The following is a 25,293-nucleotide window of genomic DNA, read 5'->3' as shown; positions in this document are numbered from 1 at the left end:
CACCTCCTTACCAATAGGCCGAGCGCCACCGGACGGCGACGGATGCGGCGGGGTCGGATGATCCAGGGGCGGCCCGGAATGCCATGTCAGCCGTGCCGGGGACGAGCGTGAACGTGGTCTCGGGCACGCTGCGGACGCTCGCCGTGTAGAGCCGTGACGCGGTGCTGTTGAGCGTCGCGGTTCCCTCGCCGGTGTCGACGACAAGGACATCGCCGACGGCGAGGTCGAGGTCGTATTCGAGGGTGTCGCCGGTCCCTAAGTTCGTGAGGCTCGGCATAGACACGGGGCCGCGGAACTCGACGATGGGGTGCGCCGGCGCGTTGCCGGCGTTCCGGGCGGTCAGGGTGCCCGTGCTGCCCGGAACGCCGAATGCGAGGCCACCGTCGACGTTGGCGGCGGTGGCCCAGTCGAGGCCGGCGTCGAGCAGGTCCTCGCCGGTGTTCCAGTCGAGTCCGGGCTCGTCGGCCGGGAGGCCGGCCCGCGCGGTGTGTTCGAGCAGTTCGTACCGGCGCGGGTCGGACGCGGTGAACTGCACCGCGGCGCCGGTGATGGTGCCGACGGTGTACCCGCGGCCGACGGGTACGGACCGGGCCGTTACCCGGACCCACGCCAGCAGCGGGCCGCGGTCGTCGAGCTGCACCACGAGGGGAATCTCGTGGTCCCGGACGGCCGTTGCGTCGCCGAGCTGCTGCATGACGGCGCCCAGTTCGGCCGGCCGGGCGCGTATCACGATGTCGTCGAGGGTGACGACGCGGGACTGCGCCAGCAGTCGGCCGAGGATGTCGCCATGCGCGGCCGGCCGCGGGGTGCTGCCGCTGTCGAGCGCGGGGAGGTCCTCCCACCCGGTGAGGGAGCGCCACCGGTAGGGAGTGCCGCGGCCGAGCAGCAGCTCGCCGAGCTGCACGTGCCCGGTCGCGGTGACCTGGTCGCCGATTGCCACGGTTCACCCCCTCGCTTTCATGCGCCATTCGAGGGCCGCAGCGTTCTCCTCCGGGGTCTGCTCGCCGCCGTACCAATGCTCGATGTGCACGGACGCGCCGCCCGGGGCGTAGCCGAAGGCGCCGGCCGGTGCGGTACCGGCGGCGGCGCCGGCGAAGGCGGGAACGGTCGGGGGCGTCACGAGCTGCGACATGGTCCGTTCGAGGGCGCCCTGCCCGGAGCGGATACCGGCGACGACGCCGGCGGGAATCCAGCGGCCGACCTCGCGGGCCATGACCGTTGACGGTGAATGGATTCCGAGCGCCTTAGCGATCGGTCCCGGGATCATGTTTTTCGCGAAAGAGACGAGCTGAGATTTCAGCCAACCGCCCATTGACCTAACGCCACGGAGTAGGCCCCGGACAAGGTCGGCCCCCTTGTCGTACAGCAGGCCGCCGAGACTCCCAAGAGTCGATGTGATCTTGTTGGGCAAGCCTCGTACCCAATTGACGAGATCGGTTGCCTTGCGTACTGATCCGTCCTTGGCGTTCTGCCAATGCCGGGTAATCATGCTCGACAGGGACCAGCCGGTAAAGAGGCTGATGAGCTTCTGTGGCAGCGCACCGACGTAAGAAACGATGCCATTCCATACGCGTGAGGTGCCCGACTTGATCGAGTTCCAATGAGCGATGATGATCCCGACAAGAGTGAAGTTCAGGAACAGATTGAGCAGTAACTGACCAATGCCCTTGATCTTGTTCCAGACCCATTCCCACGCGTGTTTCGTCTCGTTGACGATGGTGTCCCAGTTGGCCACGATCAGCGCAACCAGACCGACAACAGCGGCAATGACGGCCGCAACGGGGCCCATGGCGATCACCCACGCTGTGGCCATGCGCGCGGCCTGTATGAGGCTCTGTGCGCCCATCAGGACCCACGCGGCAACCACGCGTACCGCGGCGGCTGCTGCGCCGGCGCCTTGGGCTATCCAGCCGGCAAGAATCGTCGCGTTGGTGGTGAGGAACGATGCCAGTGCGCCGGCCTGCGCGGTGCCTTGTGTGATCCAGCCGGTGACGACGGCGGTTGTCGTTGTCCATGCCTGCGTGGCGAGGGCAACCAGGGCGGGCAGGAAAAAGGCCGTGATCAGTCCGGCGGCCACGGTAAAGGCGGTCGAGTGGTCGGAGACGAAACCGGCGGCGGTGGCGATGCCCTGCCCGAACTTCACCGCATAGTCGGCGCCTTTGGTCAGAATGGGGATGACGTAGTCGCCGATGACGCTGACGACTTTCTGCGTCAGTCCGCGTTTGAACTGCTCGAACTTGGTTGCCGCGTTGTCGCGCATCGCGTCGCCGGCCTTGTCGGTGGCGCCCTTGACGTCGCCGAGTGCCTTTACGGCGGTCGACGGGTCGAGTTTGAACAGCGCACCTTGTAGGTCCTCGGCCTTGGTGCCGAAAAGCGCGACGGCGGTTGCGTTCCGCTTGGCCGGGTCCTCAATGGCCTTGATACGTTGCAGGACGTCGCCGAGTGCCTTACTGGCCTCCGGTCCGCCCTTGGTGAACGTCGCCGCCATCGTGTCGGCATTAAGGCCAATGTCCTTGAACGCCTGCACGCTGGTCGCGGACATATCCTTACTGCGGATCGCGAATTCCTTCAACGCGTCCGCGACCGTATCGGCATCCCTCGCGCCACCCTGTAGACCCTGCTGCATCAGCCCCATTGCGGTCTGCGCGTCGAGCCCCAAGTCGCGGAACTGCGTTGGGTACTCGGTAAACGTATCGAGCAGATCCTCGGCGGAATTCGCGCCCTTCTGGGTTCCACGTACGAGAACGTCCATAGCCTCATCCGCGGACTTGGCGACGCCCGTTTTCAGCATGACGCCAACGGCGCGGCTCACGGCCCCGACGTCCTCGCCCATGACGGCCGCGGTGTCCGCGACGCGCTTACTCATGGTCTGGATCTGCGCCTGTGTGGCTTCGGGTGGCAGCAGGCCGTTTTGTGCAATGCCCTTGATGACTTCGGCGCCATCTTCGACCGAATCGACGATCGCGCCGGCGTACAGGTCGCCGGCGACCTTGCCGTACTTCGCCGCTACGGGGCCGGTGGTGCCGAGCTGCGCCTGCAACTGGCCGGGCACCTTGGCCTGTTCGAGGGCCTCGCCGACGCCGGTCATCATGGCGGCCCCGATGCCTGCGCCGAGGGCGGCCCATCCGAATGCCTTCAGCCCGTCGGCGCCGGCGCGTGCCGCGTCGTCGCTCCCGTCGGCCATGCCGTCGCCGAGGGCGGCGCCGGCCTGCTGTCCGGCCCGGTCGGCGTCGGCGACCATGGTGTCGCCGGTGGCGCGCATGCGGGCCTCAGCGCGCTGCATGCCGCCCTCGGCCGGGGCGTCGTCAACGGTGATGGTGGCGAGCAGCTCGCCGACGGTGAGCGGCGTGGACACAGGCACTCACCCCCCGGCGGTCGGGTCACGCGGCGGGCAGGCCGGTGATCGCTGCGATTTCTGCGGGATCGGTGACGGTCCGGGGCGTGCGCGCCCATGCGCGGGCGAAACGGGACTCGCTCGGGAGGCCGGAGACCAGGACCAGGAAGCGGCGCGTACTCATGCGGGCGAGGTCCGGCGCGGTGGTGCCGTACTCGCGGGCGAGGTCGCCCTCGATGGCGGCCCAGTGCGTCAGGATCGCGCGCCAGAACTCGGCGCCTTCTTCCCCTTCTTCGTCGTCGCGCGCCGTGCCGCCCTGTTCGGCGCCGGGGCTTTTCCCGCTTCCTGCTCGGCGTACAGCTCGGCCGCGCGCTGCATGGTGACGCTGCCCGGGCGGCGGATGTTGCCGGCGGAGTAGATCAGCACGACGCCGAGCTGCCGGTCGGTCATCCCGTGTTCGGCCCACGTATCGAGGACGTCGGCCCCGTACAGCGTGGCAAGCATCTTGCGGACGTCGGCCGGGTCGCTGGAGTTCTGTACGCGCTCCATCTGCAACGTGAACATCAGCGGCAGGGACTCGGGCAGGGTGTACGTGGTGCCGTAGAGCGTGAGCTGCTCGCGCGGCCGGGTGGCGGACTCCTCGGCGAAAAACGCGTCGAAGTCGGCCGGCCCGCCGGCGGCGAGCTGCTGCTCGTCGCCCTGGTCGACGTCGGCGCGGTCGAGGTCGGTCACGGGGCCACCGCCGCGGACGTCGGGGCGCCGCACCGGGTGATGGTGCAGCTCCATGACGTCTTGTCGTTGTTGCCTCCGCCCTGCTCACCAGGGGTCACGGTCGCATCCCAGATGACCCACTGCGTTTGCGTGTTGTGGCGCCACCGCACGCGGTTTCGGGAGTCGATGCCGAGACGCTGCGCCCACTCGTGGTCGATGTACGCCTGCCCGGGGTCCTGCGCCTTGGTGGTCTTGTCGATGCGGTACTGCCCCTCGACTTCCAGCGTCGCGCCCCGCTGCATCACGTCCTGCTCGTACAGGCCGTCGGAGTCAAACGCCGTTGTGTCGACGGTTTCCTCGTTCTCTCCCGGGTTGTGCGTGAAGGTGGTGATACCGGAGATCGGCAGCCACGTCTCGGCGCCGGCGTCGGCGTCCTCCACTTCGAAAATCCACCCGCGGGCGTCAATCGGCCTTCCGCCTGCCATCGGGGTACCTCCTTACGGTTCGGTGGGGCCGGACACGTCAAGGTTGAAATTCACGACGTGCTCGTGCCGGCCGGTTGAATCGGGCCCCAAGGGGGCGGGGGTGCCGCGGGCGGCGGCGAGGGTGAGCCACGTACCGTCGGCCAGCTCGACGCCGGCGAGGCCGTGCAACGCGCGGTACAGGGCCGTACAGCGGGTGCGGGAGACGCGGGGGTCGGCGGTGCCGCGGACGCGGACTTGCAGGCGGGGGGTGTCGGCATCGTCGCGGGCCTCGGGCGGCGCCCCGTCGTACAGGGCGAGGGACACAGCTTTGTCGGGGGCCGACGGCATGGTCTCGATGAACGTGTCGCCGCTGGTGCCGGTCGGGTCGTAGTCCAGCAGGCCGAGGCCGTCGAGGTAGCGGGCGAGGCCGTCGAGCAGGTCAGGGCTCACAGCGGTTGGCAACTTTCTGCTTTAGTACTGGACATGCCTCAGGACCGACCAGACATCCCAGCAGCCATGAAACGAGCCGTACTTGTGGAAGCTGGCCACCGATGTGCGATACCGACGTGTCGGCAAGTACCGGTTGAACTGGCGCACATCACTCCTTGGGCGAAGGTGAGAGAGCATTCGTTCGACAACCTCATAGCCCTTTGCCCTACCTGTCACACCCGGTATGACGACGGTGCAATAGACCGCCTGTCGATGCTGCAATACAAGGCCAACCTAACGGTGGTGAATAGTAGATACACCGATCTTGAGCGGCAAGTATTAGAGGAATTCGCGAAGCCTATTAACCGTGCCGTTATGATCCCTCGTTTCATGGCTTGGGCGGTCAGGAATCTATTACGGGATGGCCTATTTGAGATAAGTCCGGGGCGGGATGAGTTCAGCATTGAGGTTGCTCGAAACGAAAAAGCCTACTATCTGGCGATAACGCGGGGTGGGCGGGACTTCGTTAAGCGATATGTGCAGGCAAAGTCCCTGGATAATTAGTTATTGCGTAGCGTGCGGCGCACCTGCGCGGCGATGATGTCGAGGACGGTCCCGGCTTCCTCGTTCAGCGGGCCTTCGAGGTACTTCGTGGTGCGGCCGGCATCGTGCCGAAGCGTCATGTCCTCGTGCTGCCGAACGGCGTACGGCTGGTCAAAGCTGACTGCCCCGGTGAGGGACTGCTCGTCGACCGATGCGACGCCGGAGCGTTCGAGGATGCCCTCTTCGATCGGGACGCGGGCGCGGGAGCGTTCGAGGACGTGCTCGGCGGCCAGTCGCAGGCCGCGGGCGGCGCCGGCCCGGGCGCCGCGCAGTGCGGCGGCCCCGTTCCATGTGAGGCGGGCACGCTGCGTCATTCGCAACTCACCTCCGTACAGGCCGGGACGGGCAGGCCGGGCGCGGTGTGCTCGGCGGTGGCAATGGCGGTGGTCACCCGTCCGTCGGGCAGGGTCACGCGACTGCCGGGCGGACAGGTAAGGCCGGGCGCGGTGATCACCTGAGCGGTACTGACGACTTCGCGGCCGTCGCTCGCGCGCCGCACCTGCCGCACGGTGGCGGCGACCAGGGCGCGCACGTTCGGCACGGGTGGCCCGTAGGTCGGGCCGTACGCGGTGTCGCCGAGGTAGGGCTCGACGGTCACGCGGTGGCGCAGCAGGGCGTCGGGGACTCTCACCAGATCACCCCCGGGAGCAGGCCGGCCCGCAGTAGGGCGCGGTGGGCTCGGGGGGCGAGGTCGACGCCGGATGCCGCGGGCGGGCCTGCCTTGCGGCCGGACAGGGATACGGGGCCGATGCTGACGGCGTCCCAGACGCCGGCCGCTCCGGTGCCGTCGTCTCCCGTGGCGAGCTGGTACTCGACCTGTGCGCAGGTGGCATCCCGCAACGCGTCGACGACGTGCTGCTCGGTGGGGTCTCCATCGGCGTCGGTGGCGTAGTAGGCGGTGAGCAGGGCAGCGTCGATGTCCTCGGACGCGCGGGCGAGTAGCCGCTCGGCGCCCTCGGGGGCCGGGGCGCCGGTGTATGTGGCGAGTTGCTCGGGGGTGGCGTAGACGCTGCCCACTGCTCACCTCCCCTCGGTCTTGCCGGTCTTGCTGCGGGCAGCAGAACGCCCCGCGGGCTGCTGTGCCTGCGGGGCGTTGGCGGGCTGCTCGGCGGCAGCCTGGCCGGACGGCTCGGCGTCCGGCGGCGGCCGGTGGTACCGGCGCAGCATCACGCGGCGGCCCCCTTGGTCTTCAGTACGACGACGCCCTCGTCGTCGAGGCGGTGCGTGGCGTAGTGCACGTTCGTGGTGACGACTGTGGTGCGCGCGAGGATGTCGCGGTCGGTCTCGACGATGGGCCGGCGCTTGTAGAGCAGGCCGAGGGCGCCGCGCCGGAGCAGCAGCGCGTTGTACGTGGTGTCGGCTCCGGTGCCGGTCTTGGTGACGCGGTCGGAAACGTAGATGTTCACGCCGCCTACCTGGCCGATCACGCCGCGCGGGATGACGGCGCCGGCGCCGAGCTTGTCGGCCGAGATGAAGTTCGGGTCTCGCAGCAGGGCGGCGCGCTGCACGCTGTGGATGACCAGGCCGGCCATGTTGTCGGGGTCCCACTCGTCCCCGAACTTCTCGATGCCGGAGACCATGACGTTCCAGGACAGGGCGGCGGTCGAGGCGTCCACGGTGATCACGCCGGGGGCTTCGGCCGCGGCGGTCAGGTCCTTGTCGATCTTCCGGGCGATCAGTACGCCGAGCTGTCGCTGCGTCTCCGCGTACGGGTCACCGAACGCCACAAGCCGGCTCTTGTCCGTCAGCTCGACGGCCTTGCCGGCTTCCTTGATGGTGGCCGAGTTGCCCGGGTCGGTGCCGAGCTGCTCGGGGGTCATCGGCGTGCCCTCGGTGAGGTCTTCGGCCTCGCCCAGAGCGGTCCACTTGGGGAAGTTGACCGTATCGCCGGGCTTGCCTTCGAGGGTGTTGTCGTCGAGGGCGAGCGTGCCCAGGATCAACGCCCCCTTGAACTTCGCCTGCACCATGTCGGCCCAGACGTCGGGCACGATCATCTGTGCCGCGGTGGTCTTTCCTGCGGGCATGGAGTGATGCCCTCCTTACTCGGATGCGGCGGACAGCCGCGCGTACAGGTCGGGGTCGGACTGGTGCAGCTCGACGCGCTCGCCGTAGCTCATGCGCGCGAACTGCTCGGCCGTCGGCGCCGGGGTGCTGCCGGGGGTGAAGTCGGCGCCGCCCTTGGGTGGACCGGCCGGGGTGCCCTCGGCACGCAGGTGGGGACTGGCATCGACGGCGGCCGTGATGACGGCGGCGAGCTTGTCGCCGAACTTGGCGTCGTCCGGGTCGAGGTCGGCGAGCTGCTTCTCGACGGCGCGGGAGTCCAGCAGGCGGGCCGGGTCGGCGCCGGCGCCGTGCGCGGCCTGGTGCGCGGCCAGCTCGACGCGCAGGCGGAGCACCTCGGCCTGCGCCTGGTCGCGCTCGGTGGTGGCCTGCGCGGCGAGGGCAGCCGGGTCCTGCTCGGCCGCGGCGCCGTTCGGGTCGAGGACACGGCGCAGGCCGGCGAGCAGCTCGTCGCGCTCAGTCTTGGCCTGCTCCGCGGCCTGCTCCGCGGCGGTGGCGCGCTGCTTCTCGACGACCGGATCGAGGGCGGCCGATGCCGGGGGCGCCGCCGGTGGGGTGGTGCTTGCGGCTGGCGGTGCGCTGGTGCCCGGATCGGTGCCGGTAGTCGGGGCAGAGAGCAGGGTGGGTTCGGTCATGAGTGCTCGGTCCTCCGGGCGTTATGTAGGTATGAAGAAGGGCCCGCATAGCGGGCCCTAGGGGGTGGTTACTGTGTGGTCAGCAGTCGCGGGCGAGGGCCTCGACGTATTCGACGCCTCTATCCCTGGTCCAGGAGCGAACTGCCAACACCCAGGACCGGAATGGACTCACGGAACAGCTTGATCCGCTGTATCCAGCCCAACAGGTCCGATTCCATCGGGTACTTCTCGCGCCCCCACTGGATCAAGAGGTACGGCGACAGTGTCAACAGGGCCTCGCGTACGGGCACCAGGGCCTCGTCGTACTCAGGGCTGTCCGCCTTTTCCCGCTCTCCCAGCACCCACAGCGTTATGTCCCTGCTGTTGACTTCTTCGCCGTGTTTCTTCAGCTCCAGGTGGAGCTTCGCACCTTCGTGTATGAGCCGGTCGCTCAACTCCTTCTCTGCGGGTAGTGCGGCGTAGATCGCGCGTACCGCCGTATCGCACAGCTCCCGTATCTGCTTGGCGCGTTCCGTCTCTTCGCGTTCCCGCTCCTTCTGTGCCTCGTATTTCTCAGTCTTGGCTTGGTGTCGCCTGTCATACGACAGGCGGCGCTGACGGTCGGTCTCTTTGCCGCGCTGGAGCCATCGTTTGGCCACGGCGTCCAAGGCCCTGCCGATTGCCGCGAATCCGAACATCCCCGGATTCTATGCGCCAACGGACCCTCCAGGCTGGCGTTGGCCGTCCATGCATGGGGCGTGCCCAGGTACGCCGTGAAGCGGCTACAGATCGCGGCCCGTGCTGTGCGCAGGGCACGAGCCGGGAGGGTTACTCGTCGTCCGCGCCGGGAAGCGGCCGGGCTTTGGCGTATCCGCGCACCCATGCCGAGCGGCGTAGGTCGCCGGCGGGGAACGGGCACGAGGTGACAGGATCGCCATTCCGGCCGGCCTCGGCGCCGGCGTTGATGGCGCGGACGAGGTCGCCCCGACTGGCCACTGCTACCACCTGATTCAGAGTCGGTTCTGCTGATCACCCCGGGACTTGCGCGCGGTGTCAGCGGCGGTGTTCTGCACGCCCGTGATCTGCTCTGTGTACTCGGCAAGGGTAAGGCGCGGGTGATCCTGCCACCACCGTTTCAGCTCCTCCGACGCGCGCGCGTAGGCCACGTGTGCCGGTCCGGAAAACAGGGTGATCGGGTCGACGCCGTCGGCGCGTGCCTTGGCACTGAGGAGATAGCCGTTCGTGGCTTCCTCCGCGGCGAGCAACTGCGCGTAGACGTGTTCTCGGTACATCTCGCGAATCTCCTCGCGGGTGTACGCGGTGCGCTGCTGCTCGGCCGCGTACTCCCGTTCGGCGATCCATCGCTCGGTCGCGGTCATGCCGGCGTACGGGCCGTCGTCGAGCGCGAGCGACCCCCACTCGTCGGGGGCCTCGGCCGGTGCGAGGGCCTGGTCGATCGCTGCGCGGTCGGCGAGCTGCCCCTCGATGGTGTGTGCGCCGGCGGCCTCGGGCAGGGGCGGCGGCGGGTATCGGCGGTCGAGCTCGTCGGCGATCCGCTCGGCGTCCTCGGCGCGCGCGTACCGGATTGCCCACCCGAGGACGTCGTCGCCGATGCCCGAGAGGTCGTCGGCGAGCCGGCCGTCGGGGAATACCTCGGCGAGTAGTCGGCGCCGGTTGGCCTCGGCGGCGATCTCGGCGCGCTCGGCGTCGTCGACGTGCCGCGCCCGTTCGGCGAGGTCACGGTCGGAGAGGCCGATCAGGTCGCGGCGAGCGGCCGGCAGTGCGGCGTCGACGTCGCGCCGGTCGAGTTCGGCCATGACGCGCAGCAGCTCGTCGTCGCGCAAGTGCGGGAACGCGGCGGCGAGCTCGTCGTCGCTGAACTGCGTGAGTGGCTCGGCGAGCTGGCCGTCGGGGCGCAGTCGGGCGAGCAGATCAGTCTCGTCGCGCCGCTCGGTCTCGGTGCGGATGCGGTCGAGGTCGCGTCGATCGAGTACCCCGGGACGGATCGCGGCGCCGAGCTGCTCGTCGGTCATCTCGCGCAACGTGGCGTCGTCGCCGGCGCGGACGCGGGCGGCCTGCATGACGTCGGCTGGCGGGGTGGTGGTCGGGGTAGGCAGGTTGGACGCCCCGCGCTGCTCGCGCGCCCGTAGGCGGCGCAGGTCCGGATGTGCGGCGAGGTGGTCGCGCATGGCGCCTTGCCACTGGCGCACCTTGGCCTCGGCCGCGCGCTTGCCCTCCGGGGTGGTGGCCACGGCGGCGCGGTTCTTGTACCGCCGGATCTTCCGCTCAATGGCGCGTTGCCGTTGGCCTGCTTCGTAGCCGGTCGGGTCGGGTGTCGCGTCCTCGGTGCGGGTGATGCCGGGGGCGTACGCCGACACGCTGTGCCGGCAGTTGGGGTGCTGCAACCCTGCGCGGCGCGCTTCGTCGAGTGATCCGGCGACGCTCACCCGGACCGTGCGGCCATCCTCGACGGCGTGCTCGACGTCGACCGTGCGGGGCCCGTCCGGGCCGCCGATGGACAGTACGGCACGCTCCCACGGTCGGCACAGCGGACACTCGCGCGGTGAGTTGGAGACGACGACCAGGTCGACGCCGGCGGCGGCGAGCGTGGTCATGTGCGCCTCGGTCGCCGCCCGGGCAACGCTGGTGCGCACGGCCATCTCGGCATACGACGTCAGGGCCCAACGACGGCCGGAACGGTCCCGGAACGACGACACGCCCCGGTCGGCAAACCGGGTCATGGCCTGCTGCGTGGCCTGTCTGCGCGTCTCCGTACCGAGCAGGGGCGCCGCGGTGGCCTCGGCGACGACTTGCCGGTACCCGTCCTCGACGGCCCGCAGAATGCCGCGGTGCGTGGCGGTGACGGTCTCGATGGTCTCGGCGGTGAGGCGGTCGACGGCCTGCGCCTGCGGGGTGTGCTCGGCGACGGTGCGCCGGTTCTCGTCTGCCAGCACGCCCAGCTCGGCGAGGGCGGAGTGCCGGCCGGACTCGTACGCCTCGGCGACGACGTGCCGTACCTCGGCGTCGACCTGTCCGGCGAGGACGTCGAGCAGGGCATCGGCGGCGCGGCGGAGCGGTGCGATAGCGGCAAGCTTGGCGACGGCCCACCCGGGCGCCTCCATGCCGGCGGCGAGCTGCCGCGCGACCAGGGCGAGCAGGCGCTGTTCGACTTCGGCGTACAGGTCGGCCGTCGTGGCGGCGAGGTACTCGACCTGATCGGGGGACACGGGCAACGTGCACCCCCGATCAGGCGGCGAGCGGGAAGGTTCCGACGGGGTCGGGCGCGGCCTGCCCGGTCTCGGTGAGGATGCGCTCGACTTCCTCGGCGACCGCGGCGTCGTCCCAGTCCGGATGCAACGCGCGCACCTTGGTATCGGTGCTGACGGCTTGCGCCTGCGTGAGCAGGGCGAGCGTTTGCGCGGTGCTCGTGGGGTCCTCGGCGACTCCGTCGCCAATGTCGACCGTCGGCCGCTCGGGCGTGATCCTGCTGCCGAACTGGACGCGGTCGACGGCGAGCAGGACGTGCAGGATGTCGGCGACGCCGCGGCGCCAATACCGACCCTTCTTGCCTCGGGTCACCATCGACCGATGGTCACGCGCGGCAATCTCTGTTGCGGTGACTGCTGCCCCGTCTCCGTCCAATCCGACGGACGCGGGGGAGTAGCCGGCCGCTGTCGTGGCCTGCCGCACGATCGCCTCGGCGGTCGTGCGGTGCTCTTCGACACGGATGGCGAACTGCGACAACGTGATGCCGTTGCCCTGTTCGGTCGGAGGGATGGCGAGCGTCTGCCATACCTCCCGGTCGTCGTCGAACGTGGCGCCCCGGCCGGGGCCGTTGCTGCGCAGGTACCCGTCGGGCACGATCAGCCGGGCCCGGGCGAGGCGTATGTCGCGCAGCCACGACGACCATGTTTCGTCGAGGGCGTCGAACAGGTCGTGCACGCCCTGTAGGTCACTGCGGCCCCACGGGGCGCCGCGGTGGCGGCGGTTGGGGGCGATGTTGGGGACGTAGACGGCCGTGAGCATGTCGACGCCGGTTTCGATGGCGTCGCCCTGCTCGCTGAGGGAGTCGGCGAGGCCGGCTGTATCCGGGTGTTCGGTGAGCGGAACGCGGCGGCCGAGCTGGTCGTCGGTGCCCTCGTACAGGCCGTGCAGGATGCGGCCTCGCTCGTGCCGTTCGAGGTGGCGCCATACCGTCGACGATGTCGAGGGCAGGGCCCGCCAGAACGTCACGGCCTGCATGATGCCGAACGACCACTCGGGTACGGCCTGGTCGGGGTGTACGGCGGTGAGCAGGGGCCGGTCGGGGGCGGCGGCCTTGTCCCACGTGACGCGCAGGAAAACCCCCGACAGAGCGGCGGCGGTCTCGGCCGCGGTGAGCAGCAACTCGGGCACGCCGCCGGCGTCGAGCAGCTCGTCGAGGCGGTCCTGCGTCGCGGTGTCCGCCACCGTGACGACGGGTGTGTCGGCGAACAACAGGTCGGCGGACGTCTGCGCAATCTCGCCGGCGAGCGGGATGTGCAGCCGTTGCTCGCGCTTGTGCGGCGTCCGGTGCCGACCCCACAGTCGTCGGCGGCCGTCGTGACGGTGTTGCGGGGCGTGCCGGTAGACGTCGGCGAGCTTCTTGGGGTCGCCGCTGTACCACGCGTCGTCGACCTTGATGTCGGCGTACAGCGGGGAAATGCTCCGGGGCGGCCAGATGACGCCGTTTTCGGGCAGGGACACGGCGCGTCACCCCCTCGACGGTACAAAATTGGTGGCATGGATCAAGCAGTCGCAGCTCTGTGCGGTGCGGGCATTGGCGTCGTCGGCACTGTGGGAGCATCCGTGCTGACGTACATAGGGACTCGTCGTCAAGTTCCTGAACAGGGGCGAATTGAGCATGCACGCCAACTCAGAATCGAAAGACGAGAGGTGTACCTCGCGTTCATGGAGTTGCTTGAACCGGTAGACCGTTTGCCATCTGAACCAGTTTCATTATCAAGCGAGTACGCGGCCCTGGCGGCTCAGGTAGAGCTGATACCACCGCGTGGTGAGTCCCTGCTGGCTCGCATCCAGCTCTGTGGCCCCAAGGAGATCGCTGACTCGGCAGGGAGCCTATTGAGCTCGGCGGGGGATATGATCAGGCTCTTTCTAAACAGCTCTCAAGACCAGGACGCGATTGACCGGGCGTTCGAATCTTTCATGGCTGCGCAAGGGGAATTCATCGATAAGGCCCGGCGAGTCATGGTGGAACCTCCAAGCTGACCATTCCGGTGAGCAGGTGGCGCCACTCATGCGCGGTGGAGTGCACGACGTAGCGCAGCGCGTCGACGGAGTGGTCGGCGGTCTTGATGGGCCGGTCTTCGCCCTTGGCGGTGGCGGCCGGGTCCCAGGAGTAACCGGGGATTTCGTCGAGCAGGTCGGCGCACGACTCGTGCACGTACAACAGGCCGGCGGCGAGGGCCGACGACACGCTGCGGATGCCGGCTCGCACGTCGTTGTCGGCCCGGGTGACGCCCGGGTGCCCGTCGGCCCATAGCTGAGTGATGAACGACGCGGCTGACGGATCGATGAACGTCCACTCGGGCTCTACCTGCTGCCGTGCGAGCCACGCACGGACGGCCTCGCTGTACTGCGCGTCGGTCATCTGCCGGTGCGCGGTCTTGCTGTCGTGGCGCCATTCCGAGACGACGTACAGCCGGTCGTCGTCGCCGAGACCAAGCACCAGGGCGGCGAATGGGTTCGTCGTGCCGTAGTCTGCGGCGGCCCAGTACCGGCGCATCGGGGGCAGGCTGGCGACGACGTGCCGCTGCTCGTCCCAGACGTCATAGACGGCGCCTTCGGCGATGACCCATGCCCCATCGATCATCCGACGGCGCCACAGCCCGACGTACTCGGCGGCGAGTGACGCGACGTACGCAGGTGAAAGACTCGGGTTGTCGGCGAGCTTGAAGTGCCAGGATGCGAGATTGAGTTCGTGCTGCCGGTCGAGGTACCCGACTTTGAGCCAGTGCCGCGGCGAGTCGGGGTTCGTGGTGCCCAGCAGTCGCGCACCGGGTACGGACAGCCGGGCGAGGAGCTGCACGAAGAACGCTTCGGGCAGCAGCGTGACCTCGTCGACGTATGCCAGTGAGGCAGTGAGGCCGCGCAGCCGGCCCTCGGCCCGTGCGTCGCTCGCGCCGATCAGGTGCACGGTCCGGCCGAGAATGTTCGCGGTCGTGGCGCCGCGGGTGTGTCGGACCTCGTCGGCCGCAGTCCCGAACAGTGTCGGGTCTTGCAACGGCTCGATGATGTTCCGCTCGATCGTCTGCAAGCTGCGCCCGGCAATCAGGATCAGACCGGATGCCGGGGCGCGTCGGATGGCGAGCAGGAACGCGAGCAGGCTCGCAATGGTCTTCCCGGACCGTACGGAACCGTGCCACAGGTTGATGCGGGCGGTTGCCTGCCGGATGGAGTCGAGTTGCTTCGTCGACAGCGGGGCGGGCGAGGACACGGTCAGCCCTCCCCGCTGTCACCTCCGGCCGGTCCGAGCAGGGCGTCGGCGAGCCGGTCGAGCATCGATCCGCCCGTGCTGCTGTGGCCGCTGTCGCGCGACAACTCGGCGACTCGGGCGTGCACTTCGGTGAGCGCGCGGGCGGCGGTGGCATGGTCGCGCGCATCCCGCGCGGTCTCGGCTCCAGCGGCGCGGGCGACTTGGCCGAGGGCGCCGTCGAGTGCCTCGTCGGCGAGCAACTCGCGCCGCGCGGCGGCGTCGGCTCGGCGTGCCTCGGTGGCCGCGGCGACTCGGGCACCCCCGGAGAAAGTCAGTCCCTCCTCGCGGGCAATCTTCGAAACGGTCGCCGCGCTGCGCCCGGTCGCGCGGGCGATGGCGTTTCGGGACTTGCCCTCGGCGTGCAGTCGGCGGACCTGCTCGCGGTCACGGTTGGTGATCGGCTCGGCCATCGGTGCTCACCTCCGACCGGGCGTGCGAACGCCCCGCCACACGGGGGAACGTGGCGGGGCGTTCTGAGGGGACGCTATCGGCTGTTGTCCGGGCACGCCGGAAGCGCCCCCAACGTTAGGTCACGGAACGGTAACGGCGCAACCTTCTGGGTGCCGCGTTGCTGCATTCTGTCGGGAGAGGCACTCATGCGGTGACGCCGACACCGTCCCGTCTGGGGGCCTACCCCTGTTCGTGAGGGGCGAAGTGAGCTGACGCTCTCGCACCCGAAATTGGCATATCGAGATTCAACGTGTGTCGGGCGGCGCTCTCGGACTGATCACCGGTGTTCTGGTGGTCGACCCGAGGCTGCCCGCTTCCGTGTCGGCCGCCCCGACAGGGAAGGCAAGCCGTCCGGATGGAAACGGTTGGATGGGCCACCGCAGCAGTGGCCGCGCTCGGTGGGTTTCTCAAGTTTGTTCTTGATCAAGTGCCCCCGATCTCCGACAAGGCGGTCACGGCGATTGCCGCGCTCCGCCGGCTGCGTGATGCATGGCGGGGGCGGGATAAGGGCGACGAGCAACCACAGCACGGGGACGATGCCGAGAGTCGTTAAGGTGGGCGCAGCCGGGGTGGGGGTTGCTCCCGTCCGCGGTTAGGACCCTCGTCGTGTGGAGCGGCGAGGGTCTGCTCACTCCTCGGCTGCGGCCTTGTGCTCGCGCAGGATGCGCGAAGCGTACGAGGGCGAGCAGTCGAGGATGCTCGCGATCTCCGTCGCGCTCATGCCGTCGCGTTCGTGGGCCTCGATGATCAGGCGCGGGGTCGCTTCCTCGGCGAGCTTGTACGCGCGGCGGATGCGGCCGGCCTCGGCAAGCGTGAGATCAGCGGCCGTTCGCGTCGGCTCGTACTGCGCGGCGACGTCGTGCAGCAGGGCGGCGCGTTCCGCGGCTTCCTGCTGGCGCTCGTCTGCTGTCTCGGCCTCGAACGCGTCAACGAGTGCGGCGACGCCGGCCAGCAGACGCCCCCGGGGTGAGTTGGAGGTGATCTGCTGCTCGTCGGTGGTCATCGTGTCTGTGTCTCCGGTGTGACGGGGCCCGCCCCGGGGGTACCGGGGCGGACCGATGGTGTCAGACGAACAAGGCGCCCTGCTCGTCGAGCAGTCCCTCGATGCTCTGCTGCCCCTCGGTAAGCCACTCCGCCCGCCACGTGGCGACGACATCCTCAACGACGAGCGGCTGCTCGACGTCCTCGGCGGGCGCCGGGCACGTCTCCTCGTGCGCGGCCCACTCCTGCCGCGCGGGCGCCGTGCCCTGCGCGTACCGCCCGACCCACTCGCATGCGCCGCAGTCGTACGGGGCGTCGGCCTCGACGTCGTACCCGAAAAGGCTGCTCGTCCAAGCGAGGTCGAACTCGGCCACCTTCACGCGCAGTGCCTCGCACACCTTGCACACGCGGTCGCCCGCGGGGGTGCCCTCGCCGACGGTCACGCCGCAGTACGCGCTCGTCATGCCCTCAATCAGGTAGTGCCCCATAGCCTTCGTGCTGCGCGCGGTGGCCAGCAGCCGCACCTCGGGGCGCAGCACGTGCGAGCGCAGAACGGCCGCACCCCGCTCGCAGGACTGGCACAGGCGCCCGTCGGCCGCGGCGACGACGTGGAGGCCCTGCGCGGTGGTGTTGCAGATGGTGCGCGGGGCGCCGTTGACGAGCCCGCCGAGGTGAGGGGTGGAGGTGCGGCCGGCGGCGAAGGTGATGAACTCCATGGGGGTTGCTCCCTTGGTAGTGAGTGGCGCCGGGTGGAGGCCGGCGGAATGAGGTACACACTACCGACGGTGAACTAGGTTCACAAGAGGCTCGTGAACTTAGTTCATCGAGTTGGGCGGCTACTCGAACAGCGCCCCTTGCTTGACGTCGCCGCCGAGGTCGAACAGGGCGCCGTTCGGGTGATCTCGTTTCGGCTCTTGGCTTCGGGGCGCAGGCGGCGCACGGCCTCGCGGTCTCGGGCGTTGATCGGTTCGACCATGTGCTCACCTCCGCGACTCGCCGGGGTCGGCTCCACGCAAGATCGTCTTGTTATCAGATTGAGACCGTTTCACTCCGATGGAATTTACGGCCGGTTCCCTGCGGCCCTACTTTGCGGGCTCGGGTTGCGGACTTGCTTTCGAAGGCGAATCGGCGCCGTGACACAGGTGGGGTGGGTCTGTTCGCTGGTCGCGGGTTTGTGTTTTGCCGGTGACGTCGCTGGAATGTCTTTCAATCGAAGGGCTCCCAATGTCAGGGTTCGGCCCAAAAGTTCTGCTTGTACTGAATGGGGTACAGCTATGTCTGACGGTAGGTCTGTAAGTCGTTGTATTGCCCCGCCTGTGCGTGCATGGGGCAAGAGGTGGCCTGTGCTTGGGGTCCTTGTGATTGTGATCGTGCTTGCGCTCGCAGCCCCCCAGATGGCTCCGGGTGTGCTCTCTGTGCTCGTGGCGGGGTACACGGTGCTCGCGCCGTACTGGCTGGCTCGTGGTCCGGTCCGGGTGCGCATTTGACGCAAGTGCGCCCCGCCACGGAGGGAGTGGCGGGGCGCGCGAGTGTAGGGGGATTCCGGGCACGCCGGAGGTGCGGCCAACATCAGATCACGAAAGGTGCAAGTGGGTTCGGAACTCACCCTTCGTTGGTGTCCCCTAGCCCGAGCCGCGGCGGGTGAGGGCCTCGCACCTGGTACTGCATGAGCTCAGGCACTGGCTCCTCGATGAACCAGAGCCTGTAGTCGGCATCCCAGCGCGCACCGAACTCCTTCGCTCGGCCCTTGAGATCGAACGGGACCTGTAGCCAGATCCGCCCCTCGTAACGACGATTGAAGAGCGTGCCGATGCGCTCGCGCGCGTGCCTCCACCCATCAGCCACTATGGCTTCCACAACGGGGCTGGCGGCTTCGCTTGCGAGTGTGGCGGCGAGCTGCGCGTCCGTCAGCTTAGGGTCGTGCCCCGTAAACCGAATGGCCAGGTGATCCCCGGCGTCATTGCGCGGCCCTTCGGAGGTGTCGTGTGGGGCGTGGGGCGCGCCGTCTTCCTCCTCACTAACTGCCAGGAGCCACAAGGCGTGGAAGGCGTCCGTTTCTTGCTCGGGCGTAGTTCGGGGATGTCGGGTAGCGAGGACTTCCACCAGGGCGTCAACGACGTGCCAGTTCGGAAGACGCTTACTGGCGAACGCGTCGTAAATCGTGCTGCGCGAAATCCCGGCGCCCTTCAGCTCCGTGGCCACCGTCGCTAGTGACGGCAGCCCGGCCCCCTTGTGCAACTCGTGCAAGGCCCTGTTGAGCTCCTTGTGACTGCCGCGCAACTCAGGCTTGCGAAGACGACCAGCTCGCCCCACCAATGCCCCCACCGTTTGAAACCGTTTGAAACCGTCCAGGAATCATCGCAGCCGTTTGAACCCATCGGCAGTCGTTCGACGACATTGGCCTCTGTCGCTCGACGTCCAACCCAACGCATGTGCCGGTGACAGTGGTTGAGGCCGCCCAACAGCGGTGGCCTTGACGACGCCACGGAGGGAAGCAATGGGAAAGAGCGGACGACGCAGCGCACGCCAGTTGATGCGGGCAGCCGCTTTCGCAGCCGTCAGGGGCGCTGCCGCAGCAGCAGGCAGCGCCCTCGTGACGGCTGTCGTCTACTGGATCGCGCACTGACCTCGCTGGCCGCGCGCAGCGTGGGCGGTGTCTATGCGGTGGGCATGTGCTCGGCACCCTCGGCGAGTGCGGCGACCAGGCCGACGAGGTCGACCCACCCCCATACGCGCCGCTCCTGCTCGTCGAGCGGCACGGGCGCGGCGCACTCTGGCCCGGTCGAGCACGTCACGCTCGGTGCTGTGTCCGGTCCGGTGTGCAGTTCGAGGTCGCCGGCGCACCACGGGCACGCGTGGTCCGGTACCGGGGTGCAGCGGGCGTCGAGGCCGAGGGTGCGCAGCAGCCGGCCCTCGGCGATGCGCGCCGTACGCCGTGCCTCGTGCAGCAGATGCGGGGGCAGGGACTCGAACGGCGGCACGGTGAGCGGGCCGTCGAGCTGCTGCTCGGGCGCGGTGTCCTCGTCGAGCACGCGCCCCTCGATCCATACGGAAGCGAAGTGCAGACCGTGTGACCGTGAGCCGGCCGCGCGTTGGGCGTCGGCCGCGTCGGGGTGCTGGAACTCCCAACGACGGGGGTCGTCCTGCTCGGCGTGCTGGACGGCGGCAGCGAGCGTGTCGGCGAGGTCGAACAGCATGCGCTCGATGGCGAGGCCGGTGTCGAGGGCGCCGAGATTGAGCGGGGCGGGGTGCTCACGCAGCACCAGGGGCGCGCGGTCCTCGGCGACGAGGGGCTCGTCGTCGCTGGCGCGCAGGGTGTGCGCGAGCTGCCTCGGTGGCCACACGTCGGCCGGCGGGGTCTCGATGGCGAGCAGCAGCTCGCCCCACAACTCTCGAACGGTGCGCAGTGCGTCGACGGTCTCGCGGCGGGCAATGGCGGCGGACGTCATCTGTGGTGGTGCCTCCCTCGGGGTGTTCAGCGGGTGGTGTCGTCGAGGGCCTGCTCGGGCGTGATCTCGCCCTCGCACAGGCGCCGGATCGTGTCGGCGAGGTGCCACCCGTCGCCCGGCAGGAAGTCGCCCCCGGCAAGCTTGGCCGCGGTCGCGAGCCGCTCGGCGAGGGCGTCGCGGTCGGCCTCGGCCTCGGCGATGCACGCCTCGGCGGCCTCGATTCGCTTGTGCAGCCGGAGCGCTGCTGCCTGCTGTCCGCCGGCGCTGCGCCGGTGGGTGTCGTTCTCGGTGACCTCGGCCTCAACGTCGGCGCGGAGTTGCGCGCAGTCCTCGGACAGCAGCACGCCCCGGTCGGCGCGGGCGAGCACGAGGCGGAAGCGGTCGCGGCGGGCGTCGCGCTCGGCCTCGCGTGCCTGGCTGCGGCCTCGGCGGGAGTCGGTGCGTGTACGGGTGCTCATCTTGCGGTCTCTCCGTTCGGACGTGCGCGGCGGGAAAGCAGGCGAGCGACGAGGCGCCGAGCGCGCTGGGTCTCCCGCGCGCGAGGCGCGACCGGTCGCGCGGCTGGGGTGGTGGTGATCTCCCATCCCTCGATGGCGAGGCGATCGAGCAGCTCTGACGCGGTGAGCGTGGCGCGATGCGGTGGCACGTCGAGGGCGTCGGTCAGGTGTGCGGCGACCACGGCTCGGGCGGCGTTCGGGGTCATGGGCGGACTCCTCCGGCGGTGTGGCGGGCGCGGGTCTCGCGCGGGGCGGGTGGGGTGGACATGAGGCGGGCGAGGCGGTCGTGCTGGTCCTCGTCCTGCTCGGCGGCGAGGGCGGCCTCGATGCGGCAGGGGTGCGGGGTCGAGCGGGTACCGCGGCCCTTGCCGCGGCGGCGGTAGCCGGTCCGGCATGGCTGGTCAGGCTCGGAGTTGCACCAACTGCACTTGTGCGCGTAGGCATCGGGATGCCCGGCGGCGACGGCGGCCTCGCGGGCGGCGCGGGTCGGCCGGTACTCGGCGAGCTGGGCGGCGACCTCGGCCGGCATGTACCGGCGCGGTCCGTGACCGACTCCCGCGGCGAGGGCGGCGAGTCGTTTCTGCCCGGCGGGGTTGATCTCGGCTCGGTACTGGGCGGGCGGAGTGTGGCCGGTGGCGACCGCGGCTCGGGTGCCGAGCAGTTCCTCACGCCACGCTGCCGGGTCGTCGGGGTCGGTGGCTGGTACCGGGTCGGTGTGCCGGTTCATGAGCTCGGCGCGGTGCGGCGCCCAAGCGGCGAGCACGTCGTGCGGCTCGACCGGACGGAACTGCGCCGAGCGGTCCGCGCCGCGCTGCTCGTAGTACCGGCGTACGGCCTGCGAGGCGTCCCAACCGGTGTCCGGCAGGGTGGCGGGGACGTCGGCGAGGGCGGCAGTCCAATCGGTAATGGTGCGGGCCGACTGCTGCGGGTCGGCGAGAGAGCGACGCACGCGGGAGTCGAGACGGCCGGCGTAGGCGAGCAGGGCGGCGATGTGGTTGTCGATCACGGGGTGCCCTCCTTGTGGGCGTGCAGCAGGGCGAGGCCGGCGGCGAGGTTGTCGGTGTAGGCGGCGGGGCCCGGAGCGCGCGCCGGAACGCCCTTGGGACGGGCGGACGGTGCGCGATCGAGGTCGCCCCAGACCTTGAGCCAGTAGCGGGCCGGTTTCGGCTCGGTGCCCGGTGGGGTGCGGCGGGCGGCCAGCTCGACGAGGGCATCGACTCCGTGCTGCTCGACGAGGCGCCAGACGTCGCGCTGCTCGCCGAGGCCGAGCATCCAACGGACGGGGACGCCTGCGGCAGCGAGGGCGTCGCCGAGCGGGCGCAGTTCGGGAATCAGCGGCGACCGGTCGGGCGTGTTCGCGCGCGGCTGCTGCTGTGCTTCTGGTTCTCTCTCGTTCTTCTTGTTCTGGGGGCTGGTTTCCGCTCCCCCTCGGGCCGGATTCCGGCCCCCCTCTGTACCGGATTCCGGCCCCCCGGGGGCCGATTCCCGATCGGGGCCGGAATCCGGCCCGGGCCGAGTTCCGGCCCCCTCTGCATGGGCGTGGTCGATGACGAGCGGAAGGCGGTACACGGTCTCTCCGCGCGGCCCCGTGGCGCCCGCGACGATGGCGAGCTCGCCCGAGGCGAGCAGGGCGTCGACGGCGTCCCGCACGGTCGAACGGGCCGCCCGGGTGCGCTGTACGAGCATGGCCGTACCGGCGTAGGCGACAGCATCGGCATTCGCCTTGTCAGCGATGGCGAGCAGCACCGTTCGAGCTGTACCTCGGGCGGTGGCGTGGTCCCACACCCAATCCGTCGCGGCGCGGCTCAACGGTCCTTCTCCTTATTGGTGTTGGCGATCCGGGGGCCTCGGGCCTGCCTGCAAGGGCGGCTGGGGTGTGCAGGGGACAACGGCGACCGGTGAGGTAGTGGCGGACTCCGTCAATGGCGTGGCAGTAGCGGGCGGCGGCGCCGTTCCAATGCCCGCACAGGGTCGGGACGGCGGGCCCGTGGCTCACTGCGTGGTGTCGGCCGTGTCGGACTCGGCGGCCTCGGGCCAGCCGGCGAATTCCGCCGGTACGTCCTCGACCGAGGTCTGCTCGTCGCCCTGTTCGGCGGGCTGCCGGACGACTTCGCCCTCGATGTAGTCGCCGGGGGTGTCGAGTCCCTCGGGCGAGGGGTCACGGCGCACCGTCTCGTCGTGCGCCACGGCGCGGGCGAGCTCGGCGGACTTCGGCAGCAGCTTGAACAACTGCCGTACGCAGGTCTTGCGGGCCATGGCGTCGTAGTCCGTTGCCCATGGGCCGAAGTCCTTGGCCTTGCTGCGCTTGCGGATCGCCTCGATGTCGTCGACGTCCAACACAACGAACGTGTTCCCGCTGTTCGCGAGGCGGGCCACGGCGTAGTAGTGCGTGGGCGCGCCCTTGGCACTGCCGCGGGCTGGCTTGTGCCTGAGCACGGGGGCGAGGCCGTACTCGTACTCGAACTCGTCACCCTCGCACACGGTGTGCGTGTCCAGGCCGGCGGCGAGCGGGTGCTGCCAAAAGAGCTTGATCATGCCTTGATAGCCGATGACGAGCTGTACCTCGTACGCCCGGATCTTCTTGTTCCAGAACGGCAGCAGGTACGCCTCGCCGGACACTCCGCCGGGTTCGAGGCCGAGGGCCGAGCAGGTCATCAGTGCGCCGGCGAACGACTCTTGCGTGCACTCGGCGAGGTGCTCGACGCGCCGCAGCTCGGTAAGCGCGATGCGGGCGATCCGGTCGGCACCCCCGACGTGGGCGGGCAGGGCGCGCTCGATCTCGGGACGCATCCGCTGTACGAATTGCACGAGGGTGGGCTGCTGGGCGGCACGGTGGGCAGGGGCGGCGGTACGGCCGGCGCGCTTGTTGGCGACGCGCTCGGCGAGGTTGGTGCTCATGCTGCGGCAGGCTCCTTGGGCACAACGAGGCGTCGGGCGCGGTGGGCCCGGTACTCGTCGGGGTGCTCGGCGGCGAGGCGCTTCGTGTCGAGCGCGTCGACGCGGTGCATGTACTGCTGTGCGAGGTCCGGGTGCGCGGCGGCAAATCGTTTCGTCGAGAGCGGGCCGTTCTGCTTCCACGTGAAGGCGACGGCTCCCTGCGTCTTGACGACCTCAGCTTCGCCGGCGACAGCCTTCAAGCGGTTGTCGACCTTGCGCAGCTCGTCGGCGGTCCTGGCCTCGCGTGCCTTGAGCTCGCGTCGGCGTTCCAGCAGTGGCAGGACGTCGGCAGGGTCGGCGATGGTCACGGCGTCGGCCTTGACCTTGTAGAGGTGGCCGAGCAGTTCCTCGGTGGCCTCGGAACCGTCGACCGGGGGCGGGGTGCCGTCGAGCACCCCCTGCCAGAACTCGCCGACGAGGTCGACAAGATGCTCGACGAGTCCCTCGTCGCGCTCGACGCGGTGAATCAACAGCCGGTTACCGCCGAGCAGGGCAGCGACGTGCGCGTGCTGGTAACCGGTGACAGCGAGGTACCAATGCGTCTGCAACGCCGGTCCGTCTGGCACGCCGAGCAGCCAGTCGTCGAGCTGATATGCGCTACGGGTCTTGATCTCCAACAGGCTGGACGGCTGCGCGTCTTCGTCGAGCACGTACCGGTCGACGTTGGCGAGCATCCAACGTCGCTCGACGTGCGCGAGCATGCCCGGACCCGTGACAACGGCGAGGCCGGACCGCTCGGAGAACACGCGGGCGATCGTCGGCTCGTGCGCCAGCCCCCAGAACGCAGCCTCGGCGAGCTCGGGGTTCTGCGGGCGGTCGAGTGGTAGCTCGCCGCGCTTGTCGAGGTAGACCTCATGCGCGGAGGTGTGCTTGCTCATCCCGAGCACTGCGGCGACGTCGGAACCGCCGACTCCCGTACGCCGCGTGATGAGCCACTGCTCGCGGTCTAGGGACGGCGGGGCGGCAACGACGGCCGTCGGTGTCACGGTAGCTGGCTGTGTCGGGGCTGTGGTCACTTGTCGGTCCCGACGTACCGGGCGTAGACGCGGTACTCAACGACGCCACCCTCGGTGACCGTGCGGGCGACTGCCTCGAACGAACCGGCGGGAGCGTACGCGGGCAGGCGGGCGCCACGGATGGCCTGAGCGGCGGATGCCGCACGGGTTATGGACTTCGGCTTCCGCACGACGCCCCACACCTTCGGGTGCGCGCGTAACTCCCCGGCGATACGAGCGTGCTTGGTGTTGCGCTGCTTGGGCGGCGGACCGACAAACTCGACGGTGCTGCTCATGTGGTGCTCTTTCTCCTCACCCTATGGACTGCTGCTCGGCGCGCTCGGCACGCGCGCGGTGGATGTGAGGGGCGAGGATGCGGCGGATTAGGTCGATCTGCTCGGCGCTCGGCTTGCTGTCCTCGCGCTGCTCGGTCGATGCCTCGTGGGCGGTCACGTCTCCCCTCCGTCCTGTTTCAGGAGTGCAACAGTCGGGGCGCAAATGGGATGTAGCGCCGGGCGAACTGTTGCAGATATCGAACACCGGCAACCGTACGAGAGGGCAAAGCGCACGTCAACGCGATAGAACGCTGTGCTCCGCGAGGTCATGTGCGATTAGATGAGACTGTTCGAGATTTGCAACAAGAACAGGAGTGAGAGCGTGTCGGAGACCGACACCCCCTATGGCACCCCCTTCGGGGATCTCCTGCGTGCCGCCAATGATGCGGGCCACTCGTACCGCAAGCTCGCTGAGAGCGCGGTCGACCCGACGACGGGGGTAGCGGTGAAGTACGCCACCCTGTACCGGATCGCGCGGGACGAGCCAATCATGCTCGGCCCGGGCGTCGTCGGGGCGGTCGCAGCCGCGATCAGGTCCGCAATCGATGTCGACGAGCGAGACGTGCGCAAGGCTGCGGCGCAGCAGTATTGCGGCCTCATCGCCGACGACCCGTTCAATGCCAGTGACGGCGAGACGTCGGTCGTCGTCGTGCATGCCCCCGGCATGGGGCGCAAGGACATGCCGAGAGTCGAGGAGTTGCTCAGGCGATATGCCGCTGGCGAGTTGCCCCCGGAACTTTCCGGGGAGAATGAGACGTCTTCATAAAGGATCACCGACTGTCGAACGCGCGTGACCTGCGGTGTTATGCGGAGTATGGTGGTCCGGACCTTTCGCTCGTGCATATGTTCGAGTCAAGGTCCAGTCATGCCACAAGGGGGCAACTCTTGATCCGCGTTACTCGCACTCACCTCGACACCG

Annotated in this window: 33 protein-coding genes; 3 read left to right on the top strand and 30 right to left on the bottom strand. The window is 69.3% G+C overall.

Annotated elements, in window-relative coordinates:
* Positions 1–7 precede the first annotated feature (7 nt).
* The 6 genes from NQU54_RS12395 to NQU54_RS12370 all read right to left on the bottom strand — a co-directional run bounded on the left by NQU54_RS12395 (position 8) and on the right by NQU54_RS12370 (position 4,959).
* On the bottom strand, positions 8–940 hold the full coding sequence (locus NQU54_RS12395; protein WP_257631090.1) for a phage distal tail protein: 933 nt from the start codon (positions 938–940) through the stop codon (positions 8–10).
* Positions 941–943: 3 nt separating this feature from the next.
* The gene (locus tag NQU54_RS12390; RefSeq protein WP_257631089.1) at positions 944–3,355 is read right to left on the bottom strand and encodes a phage tail tape measure protein; all 2,412 of its coding nucleotides are present in this window, start codon (positions 3,353–3,355) and stop codon (positions 944–946) included.
* Positions 3,356–3,380: 25 nt separating this feature from the next.
* The gene (locus tag NQU54_RS12385; protein WP_257631088.1) at positions 3,381–3,518 is read right to left on the bottom strand and encodes a hypothetical protein; all 138 of its coding nucleotides are present in this window, start codon (positions 3,516–3,518) and stop codon (positions 3,381–3,383) included.
* 68 nt (positions 3,519–3,586) lie between these two features.
* Complete coding sequence (locus tag NQU54_RS12380; protein WP_257631087.1) at positions 3,587–4,066, bottom strand: hypothetical protein; 480 nt, start codon at positions 4,064–4,066, stop codon at positions 3,587–3,589.
* Positions 4,063–4,530 carry a phage tail tube protein gene (locus NQU54_RS12375; protein ID WP_257631086.1) on the bottom strand — a complete coding sequence of 156 codons (468 nt, stop codon included), beginning with the start codon at positions 4,528–4,530 and terminating at the stop codon, positions 4,063–4,065. The genes NQU54_RS12380 and NQU54_RS12375 overlap by 4 nt, the downstream gene beginning before the upstream one ends.
* 12 nt (positions 4,531–4,542) lie before the next feature.
* Positions 4,543–4,959, bottom strand: a complete 417-nt coding sequence (locus NQU54_RS12370; RefSeq protein ID WP_257631085.1) for a minor capsid protein — start codon at positions 4,957–4,959, stop codon at positions 4,543–4,545.
* A gap of 33 nt (positions 4,960–4,992) precedes the next feature.
* Between NQU54_RS12370 and NQU54_RS50025 the strand changes: the two genes are divergently transcribed.
* Positions 4,993–5,502 carry an HNH endonuclease gene (locus NQU54_RS50025; RefSeq protein ID WP_372505856.1) on the top strand — a complete coding sequence of 170 codons (510 nt, stop codon included), beginning with the start codon at positions 4,993–4,995 and terminating at the stop codon, positions 5,500–5,502.
* Here NQU54_RS50025 and NQU54_RS12365 read toward each other — a convergent pair.
* The 10 genes from NQU54_RS12365 to NQU54_RS12325 form a co-directional block, all read right to left on the bottom strand.
* On the bottom strand, positions 5,499–5,855 hold the full coding sequence (locus NQU54_RS12365; protein ID WP_257631084.1) for a hypothetical protein: 357 nt from the start codon (positions 5,853–5,855) through the stop codon (positions 5,499–5,501). The two genes, NQU54_RS50025 and NQU54_RS12365, sit on opposite strands and share 4 nt — an antisense overlap.
* A complete protein-coding gene (locus NQU54_RS12360; RefSeq protein WP_308408483.1) occupies positions 5,852–6,172 on the bottom strand; it encodes a hypothetical protein in 321 nt (106 codons plus the stop codon). The genes NQU54_RS12365 and NQU54_RS12360 overlap by 4 nt, the downstream gene beginning before the upstream one ends.
* Entirely contained in the window at positions 6,169–6,558 is a 390-nt protein-coding gene (locus NQU54_RS12355) for a head-tail connector protein (protein ID WP_257631083.1), read from the bottom strand. The genes NQU54_RS12360 and NQU54_RS12355 overlap by 4 nt, the downstream gene beginning before the upstream one ends.
* Before the next feature lie 3 nt (positions 6,559–6,561).
* Positions 6,562–6,711 (bottom strand): hypothetical protein, encoded by a 150-nt coding sequence (locus tag NQU54_RS12350; protein ID WP_257631082.1) that lies wholly within the window; start codon positions 6,709–6,711, stop codon positions 6,562–6,564.
* Entirely contained in the window at positions 6,708–7,565 is an 858-nt protein-coding gene (locus NQU54_RS12345) for a N4-gp56 family major capsid protein (RefSeq protein ID WP_020870280.1), read from the bottom strand. Before NQU54_RS12345 ends, NQU54_RS12350 begins: the two co-directional genes overlap by 4 nt.
* Positions 7,566–7,580: 15 nt before the next feature.
* Positions 7,581–8,237 (bottom strand): hypothetical protein, encoded by a 657-nt coding sequence (locus tag NQU54_RS12340; protein WP_257631081.1) that lies wholly within the window; start codon positions 8,235–8,237, stop codon positions 7,581–7,583.
* 119 nt (positions 8,238–8,356) lie between these two features.
* Positions 8,357–8,914: a hypothetical protein gene (locus NQU54_RS12335; RefSeq protein ID WP_257631080.1), complete on the bottom strand. Its 558-nt coding sequence runs from the start codon at positions 8,912–8,914 to the stop codon at positions 8,357–8,359.
* Positions 8,915–9,044: 130 nt separating this feature from the next.
* Positions 9,045–9,212: an Rmf/CrpP fold protein gene (locus tag NQU54_RS49220; protein WP_308408482.1), complete on the bottom strand. Its 168-nt coding sequence runs from the start codon at positions 9,210–9,212 to the stop codon at positions 9,045–9,047.
* 14 nt (positions 9,213–9,226) lie between these two features.
* Positions 9,227–11,443, bottom strand: a complete 2,217-nt coding sequence (locus NQU54_RS12330; protein WP_257631079.1) for a phage minor capsid protein — start codon at positions 11,441–11,443, stop codon at positions 9,227–9,229.
* A 19-nt stretch (positions 11,444–11,462) separates the two neighbouring features.
* On the bottom strand, positions 11,463–12,941 hold the full coding sequence (locus tag NQU54_RS12325) for a phage portal protein (protein ID WP_257631078.1): 1,479 nt from the start codon (positions 12,939–12,941) through the stop codon (positions 11,463–11,465).
* 36 nt (positions 12,942–12,977) lie between these two features.
* Between NQU54_RS12325 and NQU54_RS12320 the strand changes: the two genes are divergently transcribed.
* Positions 12,978–13,463, top strand: a complete 486-nt coding sequence (locus NQU54_RS12320) for a hypothetical protein (RefSeq protein WP_257631077.1) — start codon at positions 12,978–12,980, stop codon at positions 13,461–13,463.
* Here the strand turns inward: NQU54_RS12320 and NQU54_RS12315 are convergent.
* The 14 genes from NQU54_RS12315 to NQU54_RS12250 form a co-directional block, all read right to left on the bottom strand.
* A complete protein-coding gene (locus tag NQU54_RS12315) occupies positions 13,441–14,691 on the bottom strand; it encodes a PBSX family phage terminase large subunit (protein WP_257631076.1) in 1,251 nt (416 codons plus the stop codon). The two genes, NQU54_RS12320 and NQU54_RS12315, sit on opposite strands and share 23 nt — an antisense overlap.
* Before the next feature lie 2 nt (positions 14,692–14,693).
* A complete protein-coding gene (locus tag NQU54_RS12310; RefSeq protein WP_257631075.1) occupies positions 14,694–15,140 on the bottom strand; it encodes a helix-turn-helix domain-containing protein in 447 nt (148 codons plus the stop codon).
* A gap of 668 nt (positions 15,141–15,808) precedes the next feature.
* Complete coding sequence (locus tag NQU54_RS12305) at positions 15,809–16,183, bottom strand: serine integrase family protein (protein WP_257631074.1); 375 nt, start codon at positions 16,181–16,183, stop codon at positions 15,809–15,811.
* 61 nt (positions 16,184–16,244) lie between these two features.
* Positions 16,245–16,877, bottom strand: a complete 633-nt coding sequence (locus NQU54_RS12300; protein WP_257631073.1) for a hypothetical protein — start codon at positions 16,875–16,877, stop codon at positions 16,245–16,247.
* An 886-nt stretch (positions 16,878–17,763) separates the two neighbouring features.
* Positions 17,764–18,408, bottom strand: coding sequence for a DUF5710 domain-containing protein (locus NQU54_RS12295; RefSeq protein WP_257631072.1), 645 nt, complete (start codon positions 18,406–18,408; stop codon positions 17,764–17,766).
* 410 nt (positions 18,409–18,818) lie between these two features.
* Positions 18,819–19,610 carry a hypothetical protein gene (locus NQU54_RS12290; RefSeq protein WP_257631071.1) on the bottom strand — a complete coding sequence of 264 codons (792 nt, stop codon included), beginning with the start codon at positions 19,608–19,610 and terminating at the stop codon, positions 18,819–18,821.
* A gap of 26 nt (positions 19,611–19,636) precedes the next feature.
* Positions 19,637–20,068 (bottom strand): hypothetical protein, encoded by a 432-nt coding sequence (locus NQU54_RS12285; RefSeq protein ID WP_257631070.1) that lies wholly within the window; start codon positions 20,066–20,068, stop codon positions 19,637–19,639.
* On the bottom strand, positions 20,065–20,313 hold the full coding sequence (locus tag NQU54_RS12280) for a hypothetical protein (protein ID WP_257631069.1): 249 nt from the start codon (positions 20,311–20,313) through the stop codon (positions 20,065–20,067). Before NQU54_RS12280 ends, NQU54_RS12285 begins: the two co-directional genes overlap by 4 nt.
* Complete coding sequence (locus NQU54_RS12275) at positions 20,310–21,113, bottom strand: zinc finger domain-containing protein (protein WP_257631068.1); 804 nt, start codon at positions 21,111–21,113, stop codon at positions 20,310–20,312. Before NQU54_RS12275 ends, NQU54_RS12280 begins: the two co-directional genes overlap by 4 nt.
* Entirely contained in the window at positions 21,110–21,916 is an 807-nt protein-coding gene (locus tag NQU54_RS12270; protein ID WP_257631067.1) for a hypothetical protein, read from the bottom strand. The genes NQU54_RS12275 and NQU54_RS12270 overlap by 4 nt, the downstream gene beginning before the upstream one ends.
* Before the next feature lie 183 nt (positions 21,917–22,099).
* Entirely contained in the window at positions 22,100–23,005 is a 906-nt protein-coding gene (locus NQU54_RS12265; protein ID WP_257631066.1) for a recombinase RecT, read from the bottom strand.
* Positions 23,002–24,030 carry a YqaJ viral recombinase family nuclease gene (locus tag NQU54_RS12260; protein ID WP_257631065.1) on the bottom strand — a complete coding sequence of 343 codons (1,029 nt, stop codon included), beginning with the start codon at positions 24,028–24,030 and terminating at the stop codon, positions 23,002–23,004. The genes NQU54_RS12265 and NQU54_RS12260 overlap by 4 nt, the downstream gene beginning before the upstream one ends.
* A 26-nt stretch (positions 24,031–24,056) precedes the next feature.
* Entirely contained in the window at positions 24,057–24,335 is a 279-nt protein-coding gene (locus tag NQU54_RS12255; RefSeq protein ID WP_086883245.1) for a hypothetical protein, read from the bottom strand.
* A gap of 16 nt (positions 24,336–24,351) precedes the next feature.
* The gene (locus NQU54_RS12250; RefSeq protein ID WP_167442596.1) at positions 24,352–24,492 is read right to left on the bottom strand and encodes a hypothetical protein; all 141 of its coding nucleotides are present in this window, start codon (positions 24,490–24,492) and stop codon (positions 24,352–24,354) included.
* Between the two features lie 204 nt (positions 24,493–24,696).
* On the opposite strand from NQU54_RS12250, the gene NQU54_RS12245 reads away from it, so the two are divergent.
* Complete coding sequence (locus NQU54_RS12245; protein ID WP_086883246.1) at positions 24,697–25,140, top strand: hypothetical protein; 444 nt, start codon at positions 24,697–24,699, stop codon at positions 25,138–25,140.
* Positions 25,141–25,293: the final 153 nt, after the last annotated feature.

This window comes from Streptomyces malaysiensis subsp. samsunensis, from assembly GCF_024519315.1.
GTDB classification, from domain to species: Bacteria; Actinomycetota; Actinomycetes; order Streptomycetales; family Streptomycetaceae; genus Streptomyces; species Streptomyces malaysiensis.
The sequence above is the reverse complement of the archived record's forward strand: the minus strand, read 5'-3'. Positions and strand labels throughout refer to the sequence as shown.

What these genes read in the sequence shown, in the direction of transcription:
- NQU54_RS12255 (WP_086883245.1), bottom strand. Translation starts at nt 24,335, where the DNA reads ATGAGCAGCACCGTCGAGTTTGTCGGTCCGCCGCCCAAGCAGCGCAAC.
- NQU54_RS12385 (WP_257631088.1), bottom strand. Translation starts at nt 3,518, where the DNA reads ATGAGTACGCGCCGCTTCCTGGTCCTGGTCTCCGGCCTCCCGAGCGAG.
- NQU54_RS12285 (WP_257631070.1), bottom strand. Translation starts at nt 20,068, where the DNA reads ATGAGCACCCGTACACGCACCGACTCCCGCCGAGGCCGCAGCCAGGCA.
- NQU54_RS12265 (WP_257631066.1), bottom strand. Translation starts at nt 23,005, where the DNA reads ATGAGCACCAACCTCGCCGAGCGCGTCGCCAACAAGCGCGCCGGCCGT.
- NQU54_RS12320 (WP_257631077.1), top strand. Translation starts at nt 12,978, where the DNA reads ATGGATCAAGCAGTCGCAGCTCTGTGCGGTGCGGGCATTGGCGTCGTC.
- NQU54_RS12345 (WP_020870280.1), bottom strand. Translation starts at nt 7,565, where the DNA reads ATGCCCGCAGGAAAGACCACCGCGGCACAGATGATCGTGCCCGACGTC.
- NQU54_RS12305 (WP_257631074.1), bottom strand. Translation starts at nt 16,183, where the DNA reads ATGACCACCGACGAGCAGCAGATCACCTCCAACTCACCCCGGGGGCGT.
- NQU54_RS12310 (WP_257631075.1), bottom strand. Translation starts at nt 15,140, where the DNA reads ATGGCCGAGCCGATCACCAACCGTGACCGCGAGCAGGTCCGCCGACTG.
- NQU54_RS12365 (WP_257631084.1), bottom strand. Translation starts at nt 5,855, where the DNA reads ATGACGCAGCGTGCCCGCCTCACATGGAACGGGGCCGCCGCACTGCGC.
- NQU54_RS12280 (WP_257631069.1), bottom strand. Translation starts at nt 20,313, where the DNA reads ATGACCCCGAACGCCGCCCGAGCCGTGGTCGCCGCACACCTGACCGAC.
- NQU54_RS12290 (WP_257631071.1), bottom strand. Translation starts at nt 19,610, where the DNA reads ATGACGTCCGCCGCCATTGCCCGCCGCGAGACCGTCGACGCACTGCGC.
- NQU54_RS12300 (WP_257631073.1), bottom strand. Translation starts at nt 16,877, where the DNA reads ATGGAGTTCATCACCTTCGCCGCCGGCCGCACCTCCACCCCTCACCTC.
- NQU54_RS50025 (WP_372505856.1), top strand. Translation starts at nt 4,993, where the DNA reads ATGCCTCAGGACCGACCAGACATCCCAGCAGCCATGAAACGAGCCGTA.
- NQU54_RS12375 (WP_257631086.1), bottom strand. Translation starts at nt 4,530, where the DNA reads ATGGCAGGCGGAAGGCCGATTGACGCCCGCGGGTGGATTTTCGAAGTG.
- NQU54_RS12335 (WP_257631080.1), bottom strand. Translation starts at nt 8,914, where the DNA reads ATGTTCGGATTCGCGGCAATCGGCAGGGCCTTGGACGCCGTGGCCAAA.
- NQU54_RS12340 (WP_257631081.1), bottom strand. Translation starts at nt 8,237, where the DNA reads ATGACCGAACCCACCCTGCTCTCTGCCCCGACTACCGGCACCGATCCG.